Consider the following 23,540-nt stretch of genomic DNA (forward strand, 5'->3'; position numbering starts at 1 on the left):
GTCCTCAGACGAGATGGATGGCGACCAGCAGCCAGTCGATCAGCTTGATGCCGATGAAGGGCACGAGCAGGCCGCCCAGGCCGTAGATCGCGAGGTTGCGGCGCAGCAGCGCGGCCGCGCCCACGGGCCGGTAGCGCACGCCCTTGAGCGCCAGCGGGATCAGGAACACGATCACCAGCGCATTGAAGATCACCGCGCTCAGGATGGCCGACGAGGGGCTCGCCAGCCGCATCACGTTGAGCGCGCCCAGCTGCGGATAGGTGCTGACGAAGATCGCGGGAATGATCGCGAAGTACTTGGCCACGTCGTTGGCGATCGAGAAGGTGGTGAGCGAGCCGCGCGTCATGAGCAGCGCCTTGCCGGTCTCCACCACCTCGAGCAGCTTGGTCGGGTTGGAGTCGAGGTCGACCATGTTGCCGGCCTCCTTCGCGGCCTGCGTGCCGCTGCCCATGGCCACCGCCACGTCGGCCTGCGCCAGCGCGGGGGCGTCGTTGGTGCCGTCGCCGGTCATCGCGACCAACCGGCCCTCGGCCTGGTACTTGCGGATCAGCGCCAGCTTGTCCTCGGGCGTGGCCTCGGCCAGGAAGTCGTCGACGCCGGCCTCGGCCGCGATGGCCGCGGCCGTGAGCTTGTTGTCGCCGGTGATCATCACGGTCTTGATGCCCATCGCGCGCAGCTCGGCGAAGCGGTCCTTGATGCCGGTCTTGACGATGTCCTTGAGCTCGACCACGCCCAGCACCCGGTTGCCTTCGGCCACGGCCAGCGGCGTGCTGCCGCGGCGGGCCGCCTCCTCGGCGGCGCGCAGCACCTCGGCCGGCACGCTGCCGCCCAGCGCCTCGACGTGGCGGCGCAGGGCCTCGACCGCGCCCTTGCGCAGCAGCACCGGGTCAGTGTCCAGGCTGTTCGGCGCCGCCGGCAGGTCGACGCCGCTCATGCGGGTCTGCGCGGTGAAGGGCACGAAGCGCGCATCGGCGATGGCGCTGTCGTCGGTGCCGCCGCGGCGTGCCAGCTCGACGATGCTGCGGCCCTCGGGCGTCTCGTCGGGCAGCGAAGCCAGCAGCGCGGCGCGCGCCAGGCGCTCGGGCGTCACGCCCGGCGCCGGGATGAAGGCGCTGGCCTGGCGGTTGCCGTGCGTGATGGTGCCGGTCTTGTCGAGCAGCAGCACGTCGACGTCGCCCGCGGCTTCCACCGCGCGGCCCGAGGTGGCGATCACGTTGGCCTGCATCATGCGGCTCATGCCGGCCACGCCCACGGCCGACAGCAGGCCGCCGATGGTGGTCGGGATCAGGCACACCAGCAGCGCCACCAGCGCTGTGAGCGAGACCACGGTGCCCGTGCCCATCGCGCCCACGCTGAACACCGAGTACGGCAGCAGCGTGACCGTGACCATCAGGAACACCAGCGTGAGCGCGACCAGCAGGATGGTCAGCGCGACCTCGTTGGGCGTCTTCTGGCGCTTGGCGGCCTCGACCATGCCGATCATGCGGTCGAGGAAGGACTCGCCCGGGTTCACGCTGATGCGCACCACCAGCCAGTCGGACAGCACGCGGGTGCCGCCGGTCACGGCCGAGAAGTCGCCGCCCGACTCGCGCACCACGGGTGCCGATTCGCCGGTGATGGCGCTCTCGTCGACCGAGGCCACGCCTTCGATGACCTCGCCATCGAGCGGGATCACATCGCCCGTCTCCACGAGCACGACGTCGCCCTTGCGCAGGTTCGGCGCCTGCTCCGGCAGGAAGGCCGCGCCATGGAAAGGCTCGCTGAGCTTCTTGGCCCAGGTGTCCTTGCGCAGGCCGCGCAGCGAGGCGGCCTGCGCCTTGCTGCGGCCTTCGGCCAGGGCTTCGGCGAAGTTGGCGAACAGCACGGTGAACCAGAGCCAGACCGAAATCGCGAGCACGAAGGCCGGCGGCATGCCGCTGTCGCCCGGGAAGCTCAGCGCATGCAGCCACAGCAGCGTGGTCATGATGCTGCCGATGTAGACGATGAACATCACCGGGTTGCGCCACTGCACCCGCGGGCTCAGCTTGGCGACCGCGCCCCACAGGGCCGGCCGGACCAGCGCCATGTCGAACAGCGAGAGAGAAGTTTGGTTTGTCATGAACGGTTCCAGCAAATGTCTTTACCAGGAACACCGCGGAACCGGCTTTGCCGGGCCGCTGGTGTTGCCCCCTCGAAGGGGGTTGGCGTAGCGACACGAAGTGCGCGAAGACTGGGGGTGGGCCTATCTCCAGAGCATCAGGTGCTCGACCACCGGGCCCAGCGCGAGCGCCGGCACGTAGTTGAGCAGGCCGACCAGCAGCACGGTGCCGATCAGCAGCGCCACGAACAGCGGTCCGTGCGTGGGCATGGTGCCGGCCGTCACCGGCAGGCGTTTCTTGGCAGCCAGCGCGCCGGCGATGGCCAGCACCGGCACGATCATCGCGAAGCGGCCGAACCACATCGCGATGGCCAGCAGCGCGTTGTAGAAGGGCGTGTTGGCCGACAGGCCGGCGAAGGCGCTGCCGTTGTTGTTGGCGGCCGAGGTCAGCGCATAGAGGATCTCGGAGAAGCCGTGCGCGCCGGGATTGGCGATGCCCGCCTTGCCCACGCCCAGGCTCACCGCGACGGCCGTGCCGGCCAGCACCAGGATGGGCGTGACCAGGATCGCGATCGAGGTCAGCTTCATCTCGTGCACCTCGATCTTCTTGCCCAGGTACTCGGGCGTGCGGCCGATCATCAGGCCGGCGATGAACACCGCGAGGATGGCGAAGATCAGCATGCCGTAGAGCCCGCTGCCGACGCCGCCGAAGACCACTTCGCCCAGCTGCATCAGCACGATCGGCACCATGCCGCCCAGCGGCGTGAAGGAATCGTGCATGGCGTTCACCGCGCCGCACGAGGCGGCGGTGGTGACGGCAGCGAACAGCGCCGAGGCGGTGATGCCGAAGCGGGTTTCCTTGCCTTCCATGTTGCCGCCGGCCTGCAGCGCGGACTGCACCTGGTCGACGCCCAGCGGCGCGAGCAGCGGGTTGCCCACCTGCTCGGCCGGGATCACCACGATCACGGCGATCACGAACAGCACCGTCATCGCGGCCAGCACCGCCCAGCCCTGGCGCAGGTCACCGACCACGCGGCCGAAGGCGAAGCACAGCGCCACGGGGATCAGCAGGATCGCCAGCATCTGCACGAAGTTGGTGAGCGCCGTCGGGTTCTCGTAGGGATGGGCCGAGTTGGCGTTGAAGAAGCCGCCGCCGTTGGTGCCCAGCATCTTGATCGCCTCCTGCGACGCGACCGGGCCCATCGCAAGCGTCTGGGTCGTCGTGGTGGCGTCGTCGGTCACCGGCGCGCCGGCCTTGTCGAGCAGCGGCTGGCCGGCCGCGTCGAGCTTGGGCGCCTGGTAGGCCGTGGCCTCGAGCGTGGTCACGGTCTTGTAGGCATCGAAGTTCTGGATCACGCCCTGGCCGGCGAAGAACAGCGCCAGCACGAAGGAGATCGGCAGCAGCAGCCAGGTGGTGATGCGGGTCATGTCGACCCAGAAGTTGCCGACGAAGCCCTTGCCGTCGGTGCGGCGTGCCGCGAAGCCGCGGGCCAGCGCGAAGGCCACCGCGATGCCGGTCGCGGCCGAGAGGAAGTTCTGCACCGTGAGGCCGAGCATCTGCGTCAGATAGCTCATGGTCGACTCGCCGGCATAGCCCTGCCAGTTGGTGTTGGCGACGAAGCTGACCGCGGTGTCGAAGGCCGAGTCGGGCGACACCGCCGCCATGCCCGCGGGGTTGAGCGGCAGCACGGCCTGCAGGCGCTGCAGGCCGTAGACGAAGAAGGTGCCGATGGCATTGAAGGCCAGCAGCGCCAGCGCGTAGGTGCGCCAGTGCATGGCCTCGCCGGGCGCGACGCCGGCCAGCCTGTAGAGCGGCGCCTCGATGCGCTGCATCCAGCGCGGCAGGCGGCCGTCGCACAGCGCCGCGATGAAGCGGCCCAGCGGCCAGCCCAGCACGACGAGCCCGACCAGCAGGAGGGCCAGCAGGCCCCAGGCGGAGGAAGTCATGGTCAGAACTCCTCCGCGCAGATCAGCGCGAAGACCAGGTAGGTGAACAGGATCACCGCGATCAGGCCGCCCGCGCCGTAGAGCACGTCGAGGCCGATCACGAGCGATCTCCTTCGGTGGCCTTCGGCCGGGCCAGCCTGTTCAGGCCGACCACCATCTCCGCGACCACCACCCACAGCACGGCAACCGCCGCCATCCATACGATGTCCATACGTCACTCCTCAAGTTCGAGACACGGGTGTCAGTCTCGGCAGAGGGGCGTAAAAACGGGGAACAGAGGCGTGTGGGGGGCGTAAAGAAAGCGTAAAAACGCGGGGCTTCGGGGGCGATCAGACGATCGTGGCGCCGCCGTCGGCGACCAGGGTCTGGCCGGTGATGAAGGCGCCCGCGGACGAGGCCAGCAGCGCGACCACGCCCGCGATCTCGGGCGGCTGCCCGAGCCGGCGCAGCGGCAGCGTGTCGCGGGTGAAGGCCTGCATCGCCGGGTCCTCGATCAGCGCCCGTGCCATCTTCGTCTCGACCAGGCCGGGCGCGATGCAGTTGACGCGGATGTTGTGCGGACCGAGCTCGACCGCCAGGTCGCGCGCCAGCTGCATGTCGGCGGCCTTGGACAGCCCGTAGGCGCCGATGGTGGCCGAGCCCTTGAGCCCGGCGATGGACGAGATGATGACGATCGCGCCGCCACCGCGCGCGCGCATGTCGGGGCTGGCCAGCTGGACCAGCCACAGGTTGCTCAGCACGTTGTTGCGCACGATCTTGAGGAACACCTCGTCCTCGATGCCCTCCAGCGGGCCGTAGTGCGGATTGGTGGCGGCGTTGCACACCAGGATGTCGATGGCGCCGTAGCGCGCGCGCACCTGCGCCACCATCGCCGACAGCTGGCCCTGCTGCGAGATACTGGCCTCGCAGGCCATGGCCTCGCCACCGTTGCGCCGGATGCCCTCGGCCACCGTTTCGCAGGCCTCCAGGTTGCGGCTGGAGACGCACACCTTCGCGCCGCGCGCCGCCAGCTGTTCCGCGGTCGCGCGGCCGATGCCCCGGCTCGCGCCGGTGACGACGGCCACCTTGCCGCGCAGGTCGAACAGGTCGTTCATGCTTCTTGCTCCTCAGGCCGGCACGGTGCCGGCGGTCATCTGCTCGCGCAGGATGTGTTTCTGCAGCTTGCCCGAGGGCGTGCGCGGCAGGGCCTCGACGCGCCGGTAGAGGCGCGGGATCTTGTAGCGCGCGAGCCGGTCGGCGAGAAAGGCCTTCAGCGCCTCGTCGCTCGGTGCCCGGCCGGGCTTCACCACGATCACCGCCACCACGGTCTCGCCCCACTGCGCATGGGGCTGGCCGATCACGGCCACGTCGGCGATGTCCGGGTGCGGCGAGAGCGCGTCCTCGACCTCCTTCGAATAGACGTTCTCGCCGCCCGTGACGATCAGGTCCTTGAGCCGGTCGACCACATAGAAGTAGCCGTCGTCGTCCACACGCGCGAGGTCGCCGCTGTGGTACCAGCCCTCGGCGTCGTAGGCGGCGGCCGTGGCCTCGGGCGCGTCGAGATAGCCCTGCATCGCGGCTTCGGACTGCAGCACGATCTCGCCGATGTGCCCGCTGGCGGTGTCGCGGCCGTCGGGGTCCACCACGCGCACCCGCACGCCGGGCAGGCTGGAGCGCCCGATCGAGCCGGCCTTGCGCAGCGCGTCCTCGGGAAACAGCACCGTGCCCAGCGGCCCGGCCTCGGTCATGCCGTAGACCTGGATGAACTGGTCGCTGCCGTAGGCTTCCATCAGCCGCAGCGCCATGTCCTTGCCCAGCGGGCCGCCACCGTAGATCCAGGCGCGCATCGAGCGCAGGTCGAAGGCATTGAAGTCCGGCACCGCGTCGATGGGCGCCAGCAGCGCGATCGGGGCGGCGAACAGCAGCGTGGTCTTTTCGCGCGCGATGGTCTCGAGCATGCCGCGCGGGCTGTACTCGCGCAGGAAGACCAGCGAGCCGCCCATCAGCAGCGTGCCGAACATCCAGTTGTTGAGCGGCGAGGCGTGCCAGATCGGCATCGCGATCAGCATGCGCTCGTGGCGCGTGATCTCCAGGCCGAGCGCGGCGATCATGGCGGTGGTGTAGACATTGCGATGGCTGTGCACGCAGCCCTTGGGCTGGCCGGTGGTGCCCGAGGTGTAGAGGATCTGCGCCACGGCCTCGCGCTCGCAGGGCGTGGGCAGGGCGCGCGGCACGGCCGCCTCGACCAGCGACTCGAACAGCGGCACGCCTTCGATCGCGGAATCGGTGGCCAGCCAGCGCACGGCGCCGCGCACCTTCCGCATCACGGGCGCCAGCGCGCCGTCGACGATGCACACGCCGGCCCGGCTGTGCTGGAGGATGTGTTCCACCTCCGGCGCCTGCAGCTTGTGGTTGACCGGCACGAAGACCGCGCCCAGGCGCAGCGCCGCCAGCACGCCGACCAGGAAGTACGGCGTGTTGAAGCACATCAGCGCCACGCGGTCGCCGGCGCCCACGCCCTGGTCCTGCAGCACCGCGGCCGCGCGCAGGCTCAGCGCGCGGATCTCGGCATAGCTGTAGTGCCGCGCGCCGTAGCGCAGCACGATCTTGTCGGGAAAGCGGTGGGCGCTCTCGTCGAACATCGAGGCCAGGTTCATGGTGCTTGTGTCTCCGGGTGGGAAAAGGTCAGCTCGTCGAGCGGGCCAGGGCCAGCCTCTGCTTCAGCCCCTCGAGGATCTCGGGGCGGAAGGTGAAGGGGTCCGCGGGCGCCTGCTGCGCCAGGGTGGCCTGCATGCGCCGCTCGACCGAGCTGCCGCGCGGCATCGGCCAGGGCCTGCACGGCCGCGCATCGGCCACATCGCAGGCCTGGGACAACACCGGCACGCCCGCATCGCGCAGGCGCCCGGCCATGCGTTCGAGCGCCGGCGCGTCGATGTCGGCGATCACCAGCTGCATGCCCAGCGCGGCGGCCTGCTCGGCCAGGGCCGCGCCCAGACCCGAGGCCGCGCCCGTCACCACGGCCACGCGGTCGTGGAAGGCCTTCACAGGAACAGGCCTTCGGGGCCGGCCAGCACGCGGGCGGGCGCATCGACCACCTGCAGCAGCTGCTCGACTTCGGGGAACAGGTGGCTGAAATAGAAATGCGCGGTCGCGACTTTGGCGGCATGAAGCGGTGATGGGGCGACCTTGGCTTCCGCCACGCGCGCCATGTCGATCCACAGCCAGCCGTAGACCAGGTGCCCGATCAGCCGCAGGTAGGCATGGGCGCTGGCGCCGATCTGGTCGGGGTCGGCCGCGGCGCGTTCGCCGATGCGCGCCGTGAGCGCCGCGATGCGCGGCGGCAGCGCGCGCAGCGCCTGCACATGCGGCTGCAGCGCCGAATCGGCCGGCACCCGGTTCAGGGCCTCCTGCACGCGCGCGCAGAAGACCTCCAGTCGCGCGCCGCGGTCGCCCAGCACCTTGCGTCCCAGCAGGTCCTGGCCCTGGATGCCGTTGGCACCTTCGTAGATCTGCCCGACGCGCGCATCGCAGACGAACTGCGCGGCGCCGCTCTCGCGCAGGTAGCCGGCCCCGCCCAGCACTTGCTGCGCCAGCACGGTCGAGGCGTGGCCGTTGTCGGTGGCGAAGGCCTTGAGCACCGGCGTGAGCAGCGAGACCGTCTCGTCCGCCGCGCGGCGCATCGGGGCCTCCGCATGGTGCTGCGCGATGTCCACCTGCAGCGCGATCCAGTAGGCGAAGGCGCGGCCGGCCTGCAGCCAGGCGCGCTGCGTGAGCAGCATGCGCCGCACGTCGGCATGCACGTGCAGCGGATCGGCCGGCTGCTGCGGCAGCGCCGGCCCGCGCGGGCTGCGGCCCTGCAGCCGCTGGCCGGCGTAGGCCAGCGACAGCTGGTAGCCGCGCTCGGCCTGGTTGACGCCCTGCATGCCGGTCGCGAGGCGGGCGATGTTCATCATCACGAACATCGCCTGCAGGCCCTTGCCGGCCTCGCCGAGCAGGAAGCCGGTGGCCTGGTCGAAGCGCATCCAGCAGGTCGGCGTGCCGCGGATGCCCATCTTGTCCTCCAGGCCCTCGCAGCGCACCGCGTTGCGCGCGCCCGGCTGCCCCTGGGCGTCGGGCAGGTGCTTGGGCACGATGAACAGCGAGAGGCCGCGCGTGCCCGCGGGCGCGCCCTCGATGCGCGCCAGCACCAGGTGGACGATGTTCTCCGCCAGGTCGTGCTCGGCATTGGTCGCCATGCGCTTGAGACCGTCGAGCCTGAAGCTGCCGTCGTCCCGCGCCTGCGCCGCCGTCTGCAGCAGCCCGACGTCGGTGCCGGCCTCGGCCTCGGTGATGCACATGCTGCTGGTCCAGCGGCCGCTGGCCAGCCGGGGCAGGTACAGCGCCTGCTGCGCGGGCGAGCCGTTGGCGCGGATGCATTCGTAGCCGCCGCGCGACATGCTGCTGTACATCAGCCAGGCATGGTTGGCCGAGCCGAAGATCTCGGTGCTCAGGTGGGTCAGCACGTGGGGCAGCCCGCGGCCGCCATGCGCCCGGTCGGCGCCGAGGCCGGCCCAGCCCTTGGCGCAGAAGGCACGGTAGGCGTCGACGAAGCCGCTGGGCGCATGCACCTTGCCGCCGTGTGCGTCCGGCCGGAACCAGCAGCCCTCGAGGTCGCCGATGGCGTTCAGGGGCGCGACCGACGTTTCCGCGAAGCGGGCCAGCTGGGCCATCAGCTCATCGACATCGGCCCGCCGCGTTCCGGCATGGGGCGCCAGCTGCCGCAGGCCGGACTCGACCCCCAGCCAGTCGTGCAGCACGAAGCGCAGCTCGTCCTGCGGGACCACGTAGGCGGGGAATGAAGCGGGGGCGATGGGGCTCATGCGGGGCGGTGTGGAGGTCTGGTCGGGGGTTGGCATCCCGGCCGCCCGGCGGGGGACGTGCGGGCCGAAGTCAGTGTAGAAATCCGGCGGCCGCGGGGTGTTCAGCTTTGCGCGGCACCCCGTTCGCCCGTGCCGGCACTGGGGCCGGGACCGTTCCCGACCGTGCCCGCGGCCTGCCTGTTCGCATTTGCGTCGAAGCGTGGGGTCCCGTGGCACGGCCGCCTCAAACATGAACACCGCGTCACGCCACCGGTCATCGCCGCCGACGCGCGGCGCATCCCCCAGAGCCGCGGCGGCCTTGCGGGCGGATGACGGCCATGCACGGCAAAAGCCGAACACCCGGCGACCCCGGCCTTCCTAGAATTTTTTCAGGCCGGCCCGGCCCGCAGACCGAAAGCCGAGGCTGCGCCCTTCCCACACAGGAGACAAGATGACGACGAATTTCAAGATGGCGCGCTGGCCATGGCTGGCGGCCGCCTGCGGCCTGCTGGCGCTGACTTCGGCCCAGGCGCAGACGGTCAAGATCGCCTCGATGGACCAGATGTCCGGCCCCATGGCGGGCCTGGGGCTGAACGTGCTCAAGAGCTTCCAGTACACGGCCCGGCGCGCCAACGAAGAGGGCTGGGCCGGCCCGGTCAAATTCGAGATCGTGCCCTTCGACAACAAGCTCTCGCCGCAGGAGGCGCTGAGCCTGCTCAACTCGGTCATCGCGCAGGACATCCGCTACGTGGTGCAGGGCGCGAGTTCCTCCGCCGTGGGCGCGGCGCTGTCGGAAGCCATCGAGAAGCACAACGGCCGCAATCCCGGCAAGGAGATCGTCTACCTCAACTACGCGGCCCAGGCACCCGCGATGACCAACGAGAAGTGCAACTACTGGCACTTCCGCACCGACGCCAATTCCGACATGAAGGTCGACGCGCTGACCAGCTTCGCGGCACGCCAGAAGAACGTCACGAAGGTGTACCTGCTGAACCCGAACTACTCCTATGGCCAGGAAGTGTCGCGCTCGGCGCGCGAGCAGCTGGCGCGCAAGCGCCCGGACATGAAGATCGTCGGCGACGACTTCCATCCGACCGGCCAGGTCAAGGACTACTCGCCCTACATGGCCAAGATCAAGCAGGCCGGCGCCGAGGCCGTGATCACCGCCGACTTCGGCACCGACCTGGCGCTGATCGTGCGCGCCGCGAAGGACGCCGGCCTGAACGTCGACTTCTACACCCTGAACGGCAACAACTTCGGCGTGCCCAGCGCCATGGGCAGCGCCGGCGAGGGCCGCGTGAAGCTGGTCTCGACCTTCCACCCCAACGACCCGGCCCTGGCGCCGAAGAGCCTGCCCGCGGACTTCAAGCGCGAGTTCAAGGAGGACTTCATCAACGGCATGGGCTACAACGCGATCGTGGCGCTGGCCCAGGCGATGCGCGAGACGCAGTCGACCGACCCGGTGAAGGTCGCGGCCAAGCTCGAAGGCCTTCGCTTCCAGGGACTCAACGGCCCGATCGAGCTGCGCAGGGACGACCACCAGGCGCAGCAGCCGGTGTTCGTGCTGAGCTGGGAAAAAGTGGACGGCAAGAGCGTGCTGCACGACCAGGAGAACACCGGCCTGGGCTGGAAGCAGGTCGACGTGGTGAGCGCCAGCGACGCCATGCTGCCCACCAGCTGCAAGATGAAGCGTCCGGGCTGACGCGCCCGGCGGCCGGCGCAATCAGCCGCGCGCGGCCTGCAGGTAGCCGCGCACCGCCTGGCGGATCTCGTGCGTCAGGGCCGCCTCCTCCGGCACGCGCGGCAGGGTCAGCAGCGAATTGCGGACCATGCCGTCGACGATCGTGAAGACCGTGAAGGCGGCGGCCTCGAGCCGCGGCCCGGTCATCGGGTCGGCGGCCGTGGCCAGGGCCTGGCGCACGATCTCCACATGGTCCCGGTAGAGCTGGCCGTAGATCTCCAGCGAGGAGATGCGGCGCTCGAGCATGATCAGCGCGCGCCACGGATCGGGCCGTTCGAGCACCAGCCGCACATAGGCCCGCACCAGCGCATCCGCCTTGCCCAGCACATGCGGCGGCGTGGCGTCCTCGCCGGCCTTGGCCAGCGCCGCCGCGAGCGTGCGCACCCACCGGCGTACCGCCACCGCGGCGATCGATCCCTTGTTGGGAAAGTACAGGTACAGCGTGCCGAGGCCGACGCCGGCCACGCCGGCGATGTCGCGCATCGACACCGCCTCGTAGCCCTTTTCCAGCAGCACGATGAGGAAGGCATCCTGGATCGCCTCCGACGTCATCCACGCGCGGGACTGCGAAGGCTTGCGGCGTGGCTTGAGGTCTGAGTTCGAGATCGTCATGTCTGGAAGGGCGCAGGAGAAGGACCGACGAGGTCGTCCCGGTCGCACTGTAGAGACATTCTGCCCACCCGCCGCCCTGTGGAAACCACGAGACCGGCGAGCGCGGCCTGCTTGCCCCATGTGACATCACCGATGTAACATCCGATCCGCTCCATGAATGCCGCCCCCGCCACCGCAGCCCCCGCGCAGGACCTCGCCATCGAGGCCCTGGCGGCGCGCACGGGCGTCACGGTGCGCAACATCCGCGCCTACACCACGGCCCGGCTGCTGCCGCCGCCCCGGCTCCAGGGGCGCCTGGGCCTCTACGGCGACGAACACGTGCAGCGCCTGGCGCTGATCCGCGAACTGCGCGAGCAGGGCTTCGGCATCGAGGCCATCCGCCGCATCTTCGGCCGCACGCCGGCCGCGTCCTGGCGCGACCTGCTCGCCGTGGCGCGTTCGGTCTCGGGCAGCCTGTTCGCCGAGGAGACCCCTGTGGTCGTCTCGGCCAAGGCCCTGGCCGCCAAGTGGAAGGGCCAGATGACGCCCGCCCTGCTGGCGCGCGCCGCCAAGGCCGGCCTGATGCACGAACTGCCGGACGGCCGGATCCAGCTGCTCAGCCCCGCGCTGGGCCAGGTCGCGGAACAGCTGGCCGCGCTCGGCCTGCCGCTGGAAGACGTGATCGGCATGCAGGAGACCATGGCGCGCACGCTGCGCACCGTGGCGCGCCACTGGCTGCGCACCCTGGCCGACAGCCTGCTGAGCGGCGACGCCCTCGACGCCGACCGCCTGGCCCAGCTGCTGGAGAAGGCGCGTCCGCTCGCCACCGGCGCGGTGCAGGCCGCGTTCCCCGTGATCCTGCAGCAGGAACTCGACACCCTGCTGCACAAGGCTGCCTGAACCGATGCCCAAAGCCCGCCATGCCCTCCTCCCCTGCCTGCTGCTGCTGCCGGCCCTGATCGGGCCCCCGGCCATCGCGCAGGCGCAACCCCGCACCGACACCCTCGCGCTGAGCTTCGACGCGGCCCGCGCCCGCATGCTCGACCGCTCCGACAAGCTGGCCGCCGCGCGCGCCGCGGTCGATGCCAAGGAGCTGCAGCGCCAGGGCCTCCAGGGCCTGGGCGGGCCGACGGTCAGCATCTCCGGGCTGGCCTATGCCTACAACGCTAACCTGAACCTCGACCTGGACCCGCTCAACCAGAAGCTCGGGCAGGTCGGCGCGATGCTGCCGCCTTCGCTCCAGGGCTTCGTCTCGCGCCTGCCCATCCCGCAGCTGCCCAACAGCTACACGCTGAACCGGCACGACACCGGCACCAACGCCTCGGTCTCGGCCGTCTGGCCGCTCTACCTCGGCGGCGCGACCGATGCGGTGCGCGGCTTCGTGTCGGCGCAGACGCGCGAGGCGCAGGCCGATGCCGAACAGGCCGGCCACGAGGTCGACACGCTGCTGGTGCAGCGCTACTTCAGCGCCCAGCTCGCGCAGCGCGCGGCCCTGCTGCGCGCGCAGGCCGAGCGCACCATCGCGCAGCACGACGCGGCGGCGCAGAAGATGCTCGCGGCCGGTGTGATCTCGCGCGTCGAACGGCTGCAGGCCGGCGCGGCCTATGAAGAGGCGCGGCGCAACGCGCGCAAGGCCGAGGACGACGCTGCCCTGGCCGCCGTGGCGCTGGCCCGCACCGTGCGCGCCGAGGGCAGCGTCGCGCCGCAGACGCCGCTGTTCATCCTCAGCACGCCGGTCGAGCCGCTGGGCTACTTCATCGATTCGGCGCTCGTGCGCCACCCGGGCCTGGGCAAGGTCGCGGCCAAGAAGTCGCAGGCCGAGCAGCTGCACGAAGGCGAAGAGGCGCTGCGCCGCCCGCAGGTCATCGCCTTCGGCACGCGCGAGCTCAAGAGCGGCAATGCCGACTGGGTGGCCGGCATCGGCGTGCGCTGGTCGCTCTACGACTCGGTCGACCGCAACGCGCTGTCGGCGGCCTCGCTGAAGCAGATCGAACAGGCCGAACGCACCGACGCGCAGGCCCGCAGCGACATCGCGCTGCTGGTCGAGCGCAACTGGCGCGCGCTGGAGAACGCACGCCGCCAGTACCTGGAGATGAAGGTCTCGGTCGAACTCGCGCAGGAGGTACTCAGGCTGCGCACCTCGGGCCTGCGCGAAGGCACCAGCACCACGCTCGACCTGATCGACGCCGAGACCAACCAGGCCAAGGTGCTGACCGAACGCGCGCAGGCCGCCAACGACTACGTGCAGGCGCTCGCGCAGCTGCTCGAGAGCGCCGGCCTGTCCGACAGCTTTTCCGACTACATCGCGCGTGCTGACGTGAAGGTGAATTGATGATGAGTGCCAAGACCCGAAAACTGATCGCGATCCTCGCCGCGCTGCTCGTGCTCGCGCTGCTGGTCTGGGGCTTCTGGCGCGCGTCGCAGCCCGCGCCCGAGGTGTTCCAGGGCCAGATGGAGGCGCGCGAGACCGACGTGGCCGGCAAGGTGACGGCCCGCGTGGCCGAGGTGGCGGTCAAGGAAGGCGACCGCATCCAGGCCGGCGCGGTGCTGGTGCGCATGGACAGCCCCGAGGTGCGCGCCAAGCTCGCGCAGGCCACCGCCGCCGAGCAGGCCGCGCAGGCCGTGGCCGACAAGGCGCAGAACGGCGCGCGGCCGCAGGAGGTCGAGATGGCCCGCATGCAATGGCAGCGCGCCGAGACCGCGGCCCAGCTCGCGCAGACCTCGTTCCGCCGCGTCGACGGCCTGGCGCGCGAAGGCCTGGTGGCCGACCAGAAGCGCGACGAGGCCGAGGCCAACTGGAAGGCCTCGCGCGACGCCGCCATCGCGGCCCGCGCGCAGTACGACATGGCGCGCAGCGGCGCCCGCCCCGAAGACAAGGCCGCGGCCAGCGCGCAGGCGCGCCAGGTGGCCGGCGTGCTGGCCGAAGCCGAGGCCGCCAAGGCCGAGACCGAACTGCGCAGCCCGGTCGGCGGCGAGGTGGCCAAGGTGCTGGCCAAGGTCGGCGAGCTGTCGCCGCAGGGCGTGGCGGTGGTGACCGTGGTCGACCTGAGCGACCAGTGGCTGGTGCTCAACGTGCGCGAAGACCGGCTCTCGCGTTTCGCGATGGGCCAGGAGTTCGACGCCCGCCTGCCCGCGCTGCCCGAAGGCCAGCGCACGGCCCGCTTCAAGGTCTACTACAGCGCCGTGCTGCCCGACTTCGCGACCTGGCGCGCCACGCGCGGCGGCGCGGGCTTCGACGTGCGCACCTTCGAGGTCCGCGCACGGCCGCTCCAGCCCATCGAAGGCGCGCGCCCCGGCATGAGCGTGCTCGTCGACTGAAGCGGCCATGAGCCTGCGCGGCTTCTCCACCGCCAGTGCACGGCGCGAGTTCGCGCTGCTGCGCACGCGCCCCTGGGACCTGGCCATGGTCTCGTGGGTGCCGTTGCTCGCGGGGTTCCTGATCTGGTGGATCTTCTCGGCCGGCCTGCCCCAGCGCCTGCCGATCGGCGTGCTCGACCAGGACCACTCCGCGCTGTCGCGCCAGCTGGTGCGCTTTCTCGACGCCACGCCGGGCCTGCGCGTGGTGCAGCAGTACCGCGACGAAGGCGAGATGGCGCGCGCGCTCACCAGCGGCGCGGTCGATGCCGCAGTGCAGCTGCCGCGCGACCTGAGCCGCGACGTCAAGCAGGGCCGGGTCGGCCAGGTCGTGCTGCTGCACAACGCGCAGCTGGGCACGCATTCGAGCCTGATCCAGCGCGACGTGCGCACGGCCGTGGGTACGGTGTCGGCCGGCGTCGAGCTCGCGGTGCGCAACAAGCGCGGCGAATCGATGAGCGCGGCGCGCGTGAGCATGGAGCCGATCAAGGCCAGCACGGTGGCGCTGTTCAACACCTCGACCGATTACGAGCAATTCCTGGGCGCCGCGCTCATTCCGGCCGTGCTGCACATCCTGGCCATGACCGCGGGCGCCTGGGCCGTGGGCCGCGAGCTGCGCGACCGCAGCCTCGGCGGCTGGCTGGGCGCCGCGCCGCGCTGGCACGAGGCGCTGGCCGCGCTCGCGGGCAAGCTGGCGCTGCCGCTGGCGAGCCTGTCGGCCGTGGCCATCGTCGCCATGCTGTGGATCACGGCCGGGCGCGGCTGGCATCCGGTCGGCTCGCTGGGCTGGACGCTCATCGCACTGGTGGTGTTCCTCGCGCTGTCGATCGCGCTCGGCGCCTTCGTGGCCGGCCTCACGCGCTCGCTGCGCACCGCGCTGTCGGCCACGGGCTTCCTCACCGCGCCGGCCTTCGCCTTCGGCGGCGTAGGCTTCCCGCTGGTCGCGATGCCCTTCTTCGCGCAGCTGTGGGCCACGCTGCTGCCCTACACCCACTACATCCGCGTGCAGATGGAGCAATTGCAGATGGGCGCGCCGCTGGCCTACTCGGTGGCCACGCCGCTGTGGATGGTGCTGGGCACGGCCGTGCTGCTGGCCGCCACGGCGGGCACGCTGGTGCGCGCGGCCGGCGCGCCGGACAGCTGGGGCGGACGCTGATGACCGACGAGCGCCTCCACCTCGGCGCCGCCTGGCGCGACACCGCGCTGGCCGTGCTGCGCGACAAGGGCGTGCTGCTGATCATGCTGCTCGCGCCCATCCTCTACGGCTTCTTCTATCCCTGGCCCTACGGCACCCAGGCCGTCACGCGCGTGCCGGTGGCGGTGGTCGACCAGGACCACAGCGCGCTGTCGCGCCAGATCGCGCGCTTCGCGATGGCCAACCCGCGGCTCGACGTGCGCCTGGTCACGGCCGACGTGCACGAGGCGCAGCAGGCGCTGTGGCGCGGCGAGATCGAGGGCTATGCGCTGCTGCCGGCCGACCTCAAGCGCAACGTGCTGCGCGGAAGCTCGGCCGTGGTCAGCATCGAAGGCAACGGCGCCTATGCGCTGCTCAACAAGGCGGTGCTCTACGGCTTCTCCGAGGCCGTGGGCACGGTGTCGGCCGGCGTCGAGATCCGCAAGCTGCAGGCCGGCGGCCAGAGCGCCGCGCAGGCGGCGCGCAGCCGCAGCCCGCTCAACACGCAGCTGGTCGCGCTGTTCAACCCGACCGAGGGCTACGGCAGCTACGTGGTGCCGGCGGTGGCCTTGTTGATCCTGCAGCAGACGCTGCTGATGGGCGCCGCCATGCTGGCCGGCACCTGGGCCGAGGCCGGGCGGCTGCGCGCCTCGATGGGCGCCTGGCTGGGGCGGCTGGGCGCGCTCTCGGTGTTCGGCATCCTCAGCGGGCTGTTCTACTTCGGCTGGGTATTCTTCCTGCAGGACTATCCGCGCGGCGGCAATCCCTGGGGCGCCTTGCTGCTGCTGGCCTTCTACGTGCCCGCGATCTGCACGCTCGGCCTGCTGCTGGGCTGCTGGTTCCGCGACCGCGAGCGGGCCCTGCAGGTGCTGCTGTTCACCGCCCTGCCGATGGCCTTTCTCTCGGGCTTCTCATGGCCTGTGGAGGCACTGCCCGGTCCGTTGCAGGCGCTGCGCTGGCTCTTCCCGAGCACCGCCGGCATCCAGGCTTCGCTGCGGCTCAACCAGATGGGGGCGCCGCTGCACGATGTGCTGCCCTATCTCGGCGCGCTGGGGGCGCTGACGCTGGCCGGGCTGCTGACGCTGTGGTTCGCGGCCAGGCCGCGCGCCGACAGGCGCTGATCCCGATCCAGACCTCCGCGCTCAGGACAGCGAGCAGACGCTCACCGCGAGCTTGCAGGGTTCGGTCGGCAGGTGGGCATCGCAGGCCGTCACGGCCGCCTGGCCCGCGGCCTTGGCATCGGGCCCGAGCCCGCCGGCCCATTCGCCGAAGTTGCCGGTCGCCAGCGCGCCGCAGCTGCGGTCGAAATACACGCGCACCTCGCAGGCGCCCGGCACGCGCTTGGCGCCGGTCGCGCGTTCGCACTGCGCGCGCGCGAGCCGCTCGGCCGTGGCGCGCGAGGGCTGGTTGAAGGCATAGCCATGGGCGCCGGGCTTGGCCGCGATCGCGCCCCAGCTGGGCGGGGGCGCGGCGGCGGCGGCGGTCGGGGCCGCCTGGGCCACCGACAGGCCCACGCAGCACAGGGTGATCGCGGCGAAGCGCCGCACGAGGGAAAGGGTCGATGCAACAGCCATGCCCCTGAGGTTAACCACGGCGCGCGCGGCCCCGCGCTCAATCTTGCAAGCAGAGGTATTTGAGTTCGAGGTAGTCCTCGATGCCATGGCGCGAGCCTTCACGGCCCAGGCCCGACTGCTTCACGCCGCCGAAGGGCGCGACCTCGTTGGAGATCAGGCCGGTGTTGACGCCGACCATGCCGGTCTCCAGCCGCTCGCCCACGCGCCAGATGCGGCGGCGGTCTTCGGTGAACAGGTAGGCCGCGAGGCCGAACTCGGTGTCGTTGGCCATCGCGACGGCCTGGTCCTCGGTCTCGAAACGAAAGATCGGCGCCAGCGGGCCGAAGGTCTCTTCGCGCGCCACGCGCATGGCCTGCGTCACGCCGGTCAGCACCGTGGGCTCGAAGAAGCTGCCGCCCAGCGCATGCGGCTGGCCGCCGGTGCGCAACTGCGCGCCCTGCGCGAGCGCGTCGTCGATGTGCTCGCGCACCTTGGCGACCGCGCGCGCGTCGATCAGCGGGCCCTGCGTGACGCCGGCCTCGAGGCCGTTGCCCACCGGCATCGCGGCCACCGCCTGCACCAGCCGCTCGACCAGCGCATCGTGGATGCCGGCCTGCACATAGAGGCGGTTGGCGCACACGCAGGTCTGGCCGGCGTTGCGGAACTTGGAAGCGAGGATGCCCTGCACGGCGGTGTCGAGGTCGGCATCGTCGAACACGATCAGGGGCGCGTTGCCGCCGAGCTCGAGCGACAGCTTCTTGATGGTCGGCGCGCACTGCTGCATCAGCGTGCGGCCCACGCCGGTCGAGCCGGTGAAGCTGAGCTTGCGCACCACCGCGCTCTCGCACAGCGCGCCGCCGATGGCCGGCGCGTCGCCGGTCAGGATCTGCAGCACGCCCGGCGGCAGGCCGGCCTCCAGCGCCAGCACGCCGAGCGCGAAGGCGCTGAGCGGCGTGAGCTCGGCCGGCTTCACGACGATGGTGCAGCCCGCGGCCAGCGCCGGGCCGACCTTGCGCGTGATCATCGCGGCCGGGAAGTTCCAGGGCGTGATGGCGGCGCAGACGCCGATGGGCTGCTTGAGCACCACCATGCGCTGGCCGCCGCGCTGCGGCTGCAGCACCTCGCCGTCGACGCGCTTGGCCTCTTCGGCGAACCACTCGATGAAAGAGGCGGCATAGGCGATCTCGCCCCTGGCTTCGGCCAAGGGCTTGCCCTGCTCGAGCGTCATGAGGCGGCCGAGATCGTCCTGGTGCGCGAGCATCAGGTCGGCCCAGCGGCGCAGCACCTGGGCGCGCTCGCGTGCGCTGCGCGCGCGCCAGGCCGGCAGCGCCGCGGCGGCGCCGGCAATGGCGCGTTCGGTTTCGGCGCGGCCCATCAGCGGCACGCTGGCGAGGACTGCGCCGGTGGCGGGATCGCTCACTTCGAGCGTGCGGCCGTCGTCGGCGCCGACCCAGCGGCCGTCGATCAGGCAGGCCTGCTGCAGCAGGTCGGGACGGGCGAGGCCCAGGGTGTCGGTGGGGAGGCGTGCGTTCATGCTTCTTGCAATGCTTGGTCGATGATGTCGAGCGCGCGGTCGAACAGTGCGTCGGGGATGGTGAGGGGGTAGAGGAAGCGGATCACGTTGCCGTGCATGCCGCAGCTCAAGAGCAGCAGGCCCTGCGCCAGCGCCCGGGCCTGCACGCGCTTCACGGCCTCGGCGTCGTGGGCGCCGGTGGCGGGGTCGCGCAGTTCGATCGCGACCATCGAGCCCTGGGCCCGCACGTCGGCGATGGCCTGGTTCGATTCCCTGGCGCTCAGCAAGCGCGCCACCAGCTTCGCGCCCAGTGCGGCGGCGCGCCCGCACAGCCGCTCGTCGGCGATCACGTCGAGCACCGCATGGGCCGAGGCCACGGCCAGCGGGTTGCCGGCGTAGGTGCCGCCCAGGCCGCCCGGCGCGGGCGCGTCCATGATCGCGGCGCGGCCGGCCACGGCCGACAGCGGCATGCCGCCGGCCAGGCTCTTGGCCAAGGTGATCAGGTCGGGCTCGACGCCGTGGTGCTGCATCGAGAACAGCTTGCCGGTGCGCGCGAAGCCGGTCTGCACCTCGTCGGCAATGAACACGATGCCGTGCGCATCGCACAACGCGCGCAGGCCCTGCAGCAGCTCGGTCGGCGCGACGTTGAAGCCGCCCTCGCCCTGCACCGGCTCGATCACGATCGCGGCCACGCGCTGCGGATCGATGTCGGTCTTGAACAGCCGGGCCAGTGCCGCCAGCGAATCCGCCGCGCTCACGCCTTCGATGGCGCTCGGGAAAGGCACGTGGAACACGTCGGCCGGGAAAGGCCCGAAGCCGATCTTGTAGGGCGCGACCTTGCCGGTCATGGCCAGCGCCATCAGCGTGCGGCCGTGGAAGCCGCCGCCGAAGGTGACCACGCCGGCGCGGCCGGTGTGGGCACGGGCGATCTTCACCGCGTTCTCCAGCGCCTCGGCGCCGGTGGTGAAGAAGGCCGTCTTCACCGGGCCGCTGATCGGCACCAGCGCGTTGAGCCGCTCGGCCAGCGTCACCACGCTCTCGCAGGGCACGATCTGGTAGGCGGTGTGGGTGAACTGCTTCAGCTGCGCGGCGATGGCGGCCTCGACGCGCGGATGGCGGTGGCCGGTGTTGAGCACCGCGATGCCGGCGGCGAAGTCGATGTACTCGCGGCCCTCCACGTCCCACAGGCTCGCGTTCTCGGCGCGCTGGGCGAAGAAGTCGCACATCACGCCCACGCCGCGCGGTGTGGCGGCCAGGCGCCTGCCATGGAGTTCGGTGTTGCGGGTCATGTAGCGGTCCGGAGGGATGTCGATGGGTGGTGCATGATTGAAAGCCGGATTGGCCCCATCGAAAAGATCCACTTGCGTTATCTTGTTAGGGCCAATCAAGAATCCACACCATGAAGTCCATCTGCGCCGACCTGGTGCTGCAGCGCCTGGCACCCGATGCCGGCGCGGCCCTCAACCGCCAGCTCTACGACTGCCTGCGCGAGGCCATCCTCGACGGCAGCCTGCCGCCGTCGAGCCTGCTGCCCGCGTCACGCGACCTGGCGCGCGAGATCGGCATGTCGCGCAACACCGTGCTGCACGCCTATGCGCAGCTGCAGGCCGAGGGCTATGTGCATTCGCGTGTGGGCAGCGGCACCTTCGTCGCCGACACCGCACCCGACAATTTCCTGAGTGCCGGCCGCCCGGTCACGGCCGCCGCTGCCGCGAGCGCGCCCGTGCGGCTGTCGAAGCGCGCGCAGACCCTGCTGGCCAACGCCTCGGCCGCTCCGGTGCAGTGGGGCGCCTTCATGCCCGGCGTGCCCGACGTCACGCAATTCCCGCACCGGCAGTACAGCCGCATCCTCCACCGGCTGTGGCGCGCGCCCGCACCCGAGCTGCTGACCTACTCGCACGGCGGCGGCCACCCCGCCCTGCGCGCCGCGATCGCCGAGCACCTGCGCGTGGCGCGCTCGGTGCGCTGCGACGCCGACCAGATCCTGGTGACCGAAGGTGTGCACCAGGCCATCGACATGACGCTGCGCATGCTGGTCGACCCGCGCGAAACGGTGTGGGTGGAGGAGCCCGGCTACTGGGGCTTCCACAAGGTGCTGCAGATGGACGCCGTGCGCGTGCGACCGCTGCATGTGGAGAGCGCCGACGAAGGTCCGGGCGCGGGCTGGCCCAGGGGCGGCAAACCGCCGCGGCTGATCTTCGTCACGCCCTCGCACCAGTACCCGCTGGGGTCGGTGATGAGCCTGGCGCGGCGGCGCGAGCTGCTGGACTTCGCGCGCGCCGCCGGCAGCTGGATCGTCGAGGACGACTACGACAGCGAGTTCCGCTTCGCCGGCCGGCCCATCCCGGCCATGCAGGGCCTGGAGCCCGACAGCCCGGTGATCTACGTCGGCACCTTCAGCAAGACGCTGTTCCCGGGCCTGCGCGTGGGCTACATGGTGCTGCCGCGCGCACTGGCCCAGCCCTTTCGCACCGCGCACGCCGACCTGTACCGCGAGGGCCATGCGATCACGCAGGCCGCGCTGGCCGCGCTGATCGACCAGGGCCACTACGCGGCCCACATCCGGCGCATGCGCGTGCTCTACGCGCGCAGGCGCGCCCTGCTGGCCGGACTGATCGCCGAGCACCTGGGCCCGGAATACCTGCATCCCCAGGCCAGCAACGCAGGGCTGCACCTGGTGCTGCGGCTGCCCGACGGCAGCGACGACGTGGCCATCGCCCGGGCGGCGCAGGCGCGCGGCGTGCTCACACGGCCGCTGTCGGCGTACTACCAGCGCGGCGGTGCGCAGCGCGGGCTGCTGCTGGGGTATGCGTGCGTGCAGGAGGCGCACATCGGGCCAGCGTTCGGGGTGTTGCTGCGCTGCCTGCAGTCCTCGAGCAGCCGGGCCGCGTAGACGCAGCGATGGGCGCCATCGCCTTGGCGTACCGGCCCGGAAATGAAAAAGGCCACCCGAGAGGGTGGCCTTTTTCGACTGAATCTGGAGCGGGATAAGAGACTCGAACTCTCGACCTCAACCTTGGCAAGGTTGCGCTCTACCAACTGAGCTAATCCCGCATTTCCAAGCCTACGATTCTAACCCGAGATTTTGGGGGTTTGCAACGCTCGGCATCAAATTTTCTGCCGGCCCGCCGGGAAGCGCGGCGCCGGCGATTGCCAAGCAGGCGGGTCACCACGGATAATTGATATTCATTCTTATTTGGCCCCGCACGCCGCCGGGCGTTCTGCCCCGTGACTGCGCCGCACCTCGCGCCCTCTTCCGCCGTGGAAACGCTCTATGGCGAGCACCACCGCTGGCTGCAGGGCTGGCTGCGCAAGAAGCTCGGCAACGCCTTCGACGCGGCCGACCTCGCGCAGGACACCTTCGTGCGCCTGATCGTCGGTGGCCGCACGCCGCAGCCTGACGCCTCGCGCGCCTACCTGACGCAGATCGCCAAGGGCCTGGTGGTCGACCTGTACCGGCGCCGCCAGCTCGAGGCCGCCTACCTCGAGGCGCTGGCCGCATGGCCGGCCGCGCTGGCGCCCTCGCCCGAGGAACGCGCGCTCGCCCTCGAGGCCCTGCTGCGCATCGACGCCATGCTCGACCGCCTGCCCACGCGGGTGCGCGAGACCTTCCTGCTGTCGCAGTTCGACGGCCTGACCTACAGCGCGATCGCGCAGCGCATCGGCATGTCGGTGGCGACCGTGCGCAAGTACATGCTGCAGGCGGCACTGGCCTGCCATGAAGCGCTCGACGACGACGCGCCCGAGGACGCCCGGCCATGAGCGCCGCGACGGTCCGGCGCCAGGCGCTCGAGTGGCAGGTCACGCTCTGGTCGGGCGAGGCGAGCGAAGCGGAGCAGGCGGCATTCCAGCGCTGGCTGGCGGCCGACGCCGAACACCCGCGCGCCTGGCAGCAGGTGCAGCGCATCGAACAACAGATCCATGCCTTGCCGGCGCCCGTGGCCGCGCAGGTGCTGCGCGCGCCCAAGCCGCCGCCGGCGCGGCGCGCGGTGCTGCGCACCCTCGGCGGACTGGCCGTGGCCGCGGGGGTCACGGCCTACGGGGTGCGCCAGACGCCGCAGTGGCAGACCGCGATGGCCGCGCACCGGACGGCGCGCGGCGAGCGGCGCGAACTGGTGCTGCCCGACGGCACGCGGGTCGTGCTCAACACCGCGAGCGCCATCGACCTGCACTTCGATGCAGCGCAGCGTCGCGTGCTGCTGCGCGCGGGCGAGATCCTCGTCACCACCGCGCACGACGACGACGCCGCCGCGCCGCGCCCCTTCGTGGTCCAGACCGCGCAGGGCAGCGTGCGCGCGCTGGGCACGCGTTTCAGCGTGCGCCAGGCCGACGATGCCTCGGCGGTGGCGGTGTTCGAAGGCGCGGTCGAGCTGCGCCCGGCCGACGACCCCAACGCCCTGCGACGGCTCGATGCCGGCCAGCAGGCCCGCTTCGACCGCGTGGCCGTGACCACGCCGGAGCCGACCGACGCGGTCGCGGCGGCCTGGACGCGCGGCCTGCTGGTGGCCGAGCGCATGCGGCTGGCGGATTTCCTCGCCGAGCTCGGGCGCTACCGCAGCGGCGTGCTGCGCTGCGACCCGGCGGTGGCCGGGCAGATCGTCTCGGGCGTGTATCCGCTGCAGGACACCGACCGCGTGCTCGCCACCTTGGCCCAGGCGCTGCCGATCCGCGTGCGCTACGCCACGCGCTACTGGGTCAGCGTGGGGCCGCGCGACTGAGCGCACCCGAAAAAAAAACACCGCCCGGCAGTAGCACTTTTCTTCTTTCGTTCGG

The 23,540-nt window shown here is 71.2% G+C and carries 20 protein-coding genes and 1 tRNA gene; 9 read left to right on the plus strand and 12 right to left on the minus strand.

What is annotated here, in order from left to right:
- Nucleotides 1–4 precede the first annotated feature (4 nt).
- The 7 genes from kdpB to QTI20_RS23920 form a co-directional block, all read right to left on the minus strand.
- Nucleotides 5–2,098: a potassium-transporting ATPase subunit KdpB gene (gene kdpB, locus QTI20_RS23890; protein WP_286553803.1), complete on the minus strand. Its 2,094-nt coding sequence runs from the start codon at nt 2,096–2,098 to the stop codon at nt 5–7.
- Nucleotides 2,099–2,221: 123 nt separating this feature from the next.
- A complete protein-coding gene (gene kdpA / locus QTI20_RS23895) occupies nt 2,222–4,024 on the minus strand; it encodes a potassium-transporting ATPase subunit KdpA (RefSeq protein WP_286553802.1) in 1,803 nt (600 codons plus the stop codon).
- 2 nt (nt 4,025–4,026) lie between these two features.
- A complete protein-coding gene (gene kdpF / locus QTI20_RS23900) occupies nt 4,027–4,125 on the minus strand; it encodes a K(+)-transporting ATPase subunit F (RefSeq protein ID WP_183027985.1) in 99 nt (32 codons plus the stop codon).
- Nucleotides 4,126–4,353: 228 nt separating this feature from the next.
- A complete protein-coding gene (locus tag QTI20_RS23905) occupies nt 4,354–5,118 on the minus strand; it encodes an SDR family NAD(P)-dependent oxidoreductase (RefSeq protein WP_286553801.1) in 765 nt (254 codons plus the stop codon).
- A 12-nt stretch (nt 5,119–5,130) separates the two neighbouring features.
- Nucleotides 5,131–6,660 carry a class I adenylate-forming enzyme family protein gene (locus QTI20_RS23910; protein ID WP_286553800.1) on the minus strand — a complete coding sequence of 510 codons (1,530 nt, stop codon included), beginning with the start codon at nt 6,658–6,660 and terminating at the stop codon, nt 5,131–5,133.
- Between the two features lie 28 nt (nt 6,661–6,688).
- Nucleotides 6,689–7,048, minus strand: a complete 360-nt coding sequence (locus QTI20_RS23915; protein WP_286553799.1) for an SDR family NAD(P)-dependent oxidoreductase — start codon at nt 7,046–7,048, stop codon at nt 6,689–6,691.
- A complete protein-coding gene (locus QTI20_RS23920) occupies nt 7,045–8,862 on the minus strand; it encodes an acyl-CoA dehydrogenase family protein (RefSeq protein WP_286553798.1) in 1,818 nt (605 codons plus the stop codon). Before QTI20_RS23920 ends, QTI20_RS23915 begins: the two co-directional genes overlap by 4 nt.
- A gap of 448 nt (nt 8,863–9,310) precedes the next feature.
- Between QTI20_RS23920 and QTI20_RS23925 the strand changes: the two genes are divergently transcribed.
- On the plus strand, nt 9,311–10,543 hold the full coding sequence (locus QTI20_RS23925; RefSeq protein WP_503011445.1) for a branched-chain amino acid ABC transporter substrate-binding protein: 1,233 nt from the start codon (nt 9,311–9,313) through the stop codon (nt 10,541–10,543).
- Nucleotides 10,544–10,564: 21 nt separating this feature from the next.
- Here the strand turns inward: QTI20_RS23925 and QTI20_RS23930 are convergent, their stop codons facing one another.
- Entirely contained in the window at nt 10,565–11,194 is a 630-nt protein-coding gene (locus tag QTI20_RS23930) for a TetR/AcrR family transcriptional regulator (RefSeq protein WP_286553795.1), read from the minus strand.
- 153 nt (nt 11,195–11,347) lie between these two features.
- Between QTI20_RS23930 and QTI20_RS23935 the strand changes: the two genes are divergently transcribed.
- From QTI20_RS23935 to QTI20_RS23955, 5 genes are read left to right on the plus strand one after another with little or no spacing between them, the layout of a single operon-like run.
- Nucleotides 11,348–12,073 carry a MerR family transcriptional regulator gene (locus QTI20_RS23935; RefSeq protein WP_286553793.1) on the plus strand — a complete coding sequence of 242 codons (726 nt, stop codon included), beginning with the start codon at nt 11,348–11,350 and terminating at the stop codon, nt 12,071–12,073.
- A 4-nt stretch (nt 12,074–12,077) separates the two neighbouring features.
- Nucleotides 12,078–13,505 carry a TolC family protein gene (locus tag QTI20_RS23940; RefSeq protein WP_286553790.1) on the plus strand — a complete coding sequence of 476 codons (1,428 nt, stop codon included), beginning with the start codon at nt 12,078–12,080 and terminating at the stop codon, nt 13,503–13,505.
- Complete coding sequence (locus QTI20_RS23945; protein ID WP_503011431.1) at nt 13,505–14,491, plus strand: HlyD family secretion protein; 987 nt, start codon at nt 13,505–13,507, stop codon at nt 14,489–14,491. The genes QTI20_RS23940 and QTI20_RS23945 overlap by 1 nt, the downstream gene beginning before the upstream one ends.
- 7 nt (nt 14,492–14,498) lie before the next feature.
- The gene (locus QTI20_RS23950) at nt 14,499–15,683 is read left to right on the plus strand and encodes an ABC transporter permease (protein WP_286553785.1); all 1,185 of its coding nucleotides are present in this window, start codon (nt 14,499–14,501) and stop codon (nt 15,681–15,683) included.
- Nucleotides 15,683–16,822, plus strand: coding sequence for an ABC transporter permease (locus QTI20_RS23955; protein WP_286553784.1), 1,140 nt, complete (start codon nt 15,683–15,685; stop codon nt 16,820–16,822). The genes QTI20_RS23950 and QTI20_RS23955 overlap by 1 nt, the downstream gene beginning before the upstream one ends.
- Nucleotides 16,823–16,843: 21 nt before the next feature.
- Here QTI20_RS23955 and QTI20_RS23960 read toward each other — a convergent pair whose 3' ends face one another.
- Genes QTI20_RS23960 through gabT form a run of 3 tightly spaced genes read right to left on the minus strand, consistent with a single transcriptional unit; the run spans nt 16,844 to nt 20,056 of the window.
- The gene (locus QTI20_RS23960; protein ID WP_286553782.1) at nt 16,844–17,275 is read right to left on the minus strand and encodes a DUF4189 domain-containing protein; all 432 of its coding nucleotides are present in this window, start codon (nt 17,273–17,275) and stop codon (nt 16,844–16,846) included.
- A 37-nt stretch (nt 17,276–17,312) separates the two neighbouring features.
- Nucleotides 17,313–18,788: an NAD-dependent succinate-semialdehyde dehydrogenase gene (locus QTI20_RS23965; protein ID WP_286553780.1), complete on the minus strand. Its 1,476-nt coding sequence runs from the start codon at nt 18,786–18,788 to the stop codon at nt 17,313–17,315.
- Nucleotides 18,785–20,056 carry a 4-aminobutyrate--2-oxoglutarate transaminase gene (gabT, locus tag QTI20_RS23970; protein WP_286553778.1) on the minus strand — a complete coding sequence of 424 codons (1,272 nt, stop codon included), beginning with the start codon at nt 20,054–20,056 and terminating at the stop codon, nt 18,785–18,787. The genes QTI20_RS23965 and gabT overlap by 4 nt, the downstream gene beginning before the upstream one ends.
- Before the next feature lie 110 nt (nt 20,057–20,166).
- On the opposite strand from gabT, the gene pdxR reads away from it, so the two are divergent.
- On the plus strand, nt 20,167–21,660 hold the full coding sequence (gene pdxR / locus QTI20_RS23975) for a MocR-like pyridoxine biosynthesis transcription factor PdxR (RefSeq protein WP_286553776.1): 1,494 nt from the start codon (nt 20,167–20,169) through the stop codon (nt 21,658–21,660).
- 85 nt (nt 21,661–21,745) lie between these two features.
- Here the strand turns inward: pdxR and QTI20_RS23980 are convergent.
- Nucleotides 21,746–21,821 (minus strand) — tRNA-Gly (locus QTI20_RS23980).
- Between the two features lie 174 nt (nt 21,822–21,995).
- Here QTI20_RS23980 and QTI20_RS23985 point away from each other — a divergent pair.
- Complete coding sequence (locus tag QTI20_RS23985) at nt 21,996–22,529, plus strand: sigma-70 family RNA polymerase sigma factor (protein ID WP_286553774.1); 534 nt, start codon at nt 21,996–21,998, stop codon at nt 22,527–22,529.
- Nucleotides 22,526–23,485 carry a FecR domain-containing protein gene (locus tag QTI20_RS23990; RefSeq protein ID WP_286553772.1) on the plus strand — a complete coding sequence of 320 codons (960 nt, stop codon included), beginning with the start codon at nt 22,526–22,528 and terminating at the stop codon, nt 23,483–23,485. Before QTI20_RS23985 ends, QTI20_RS23990 begins: the two co-directional genes overlap by 4 nt.
- Nucleotides 23,486–23,540 lie beyond the last annotated feature (55 nt).

This window comes from Variovorax sp. J2P1-31 (assembly GCF_030317215.1).
Classification (GTDB): Bacteria; Pseudomonadota; Gammaproteobacteria; order Burkholderiales; family Burkholderiaceae_C; genus Variovorax.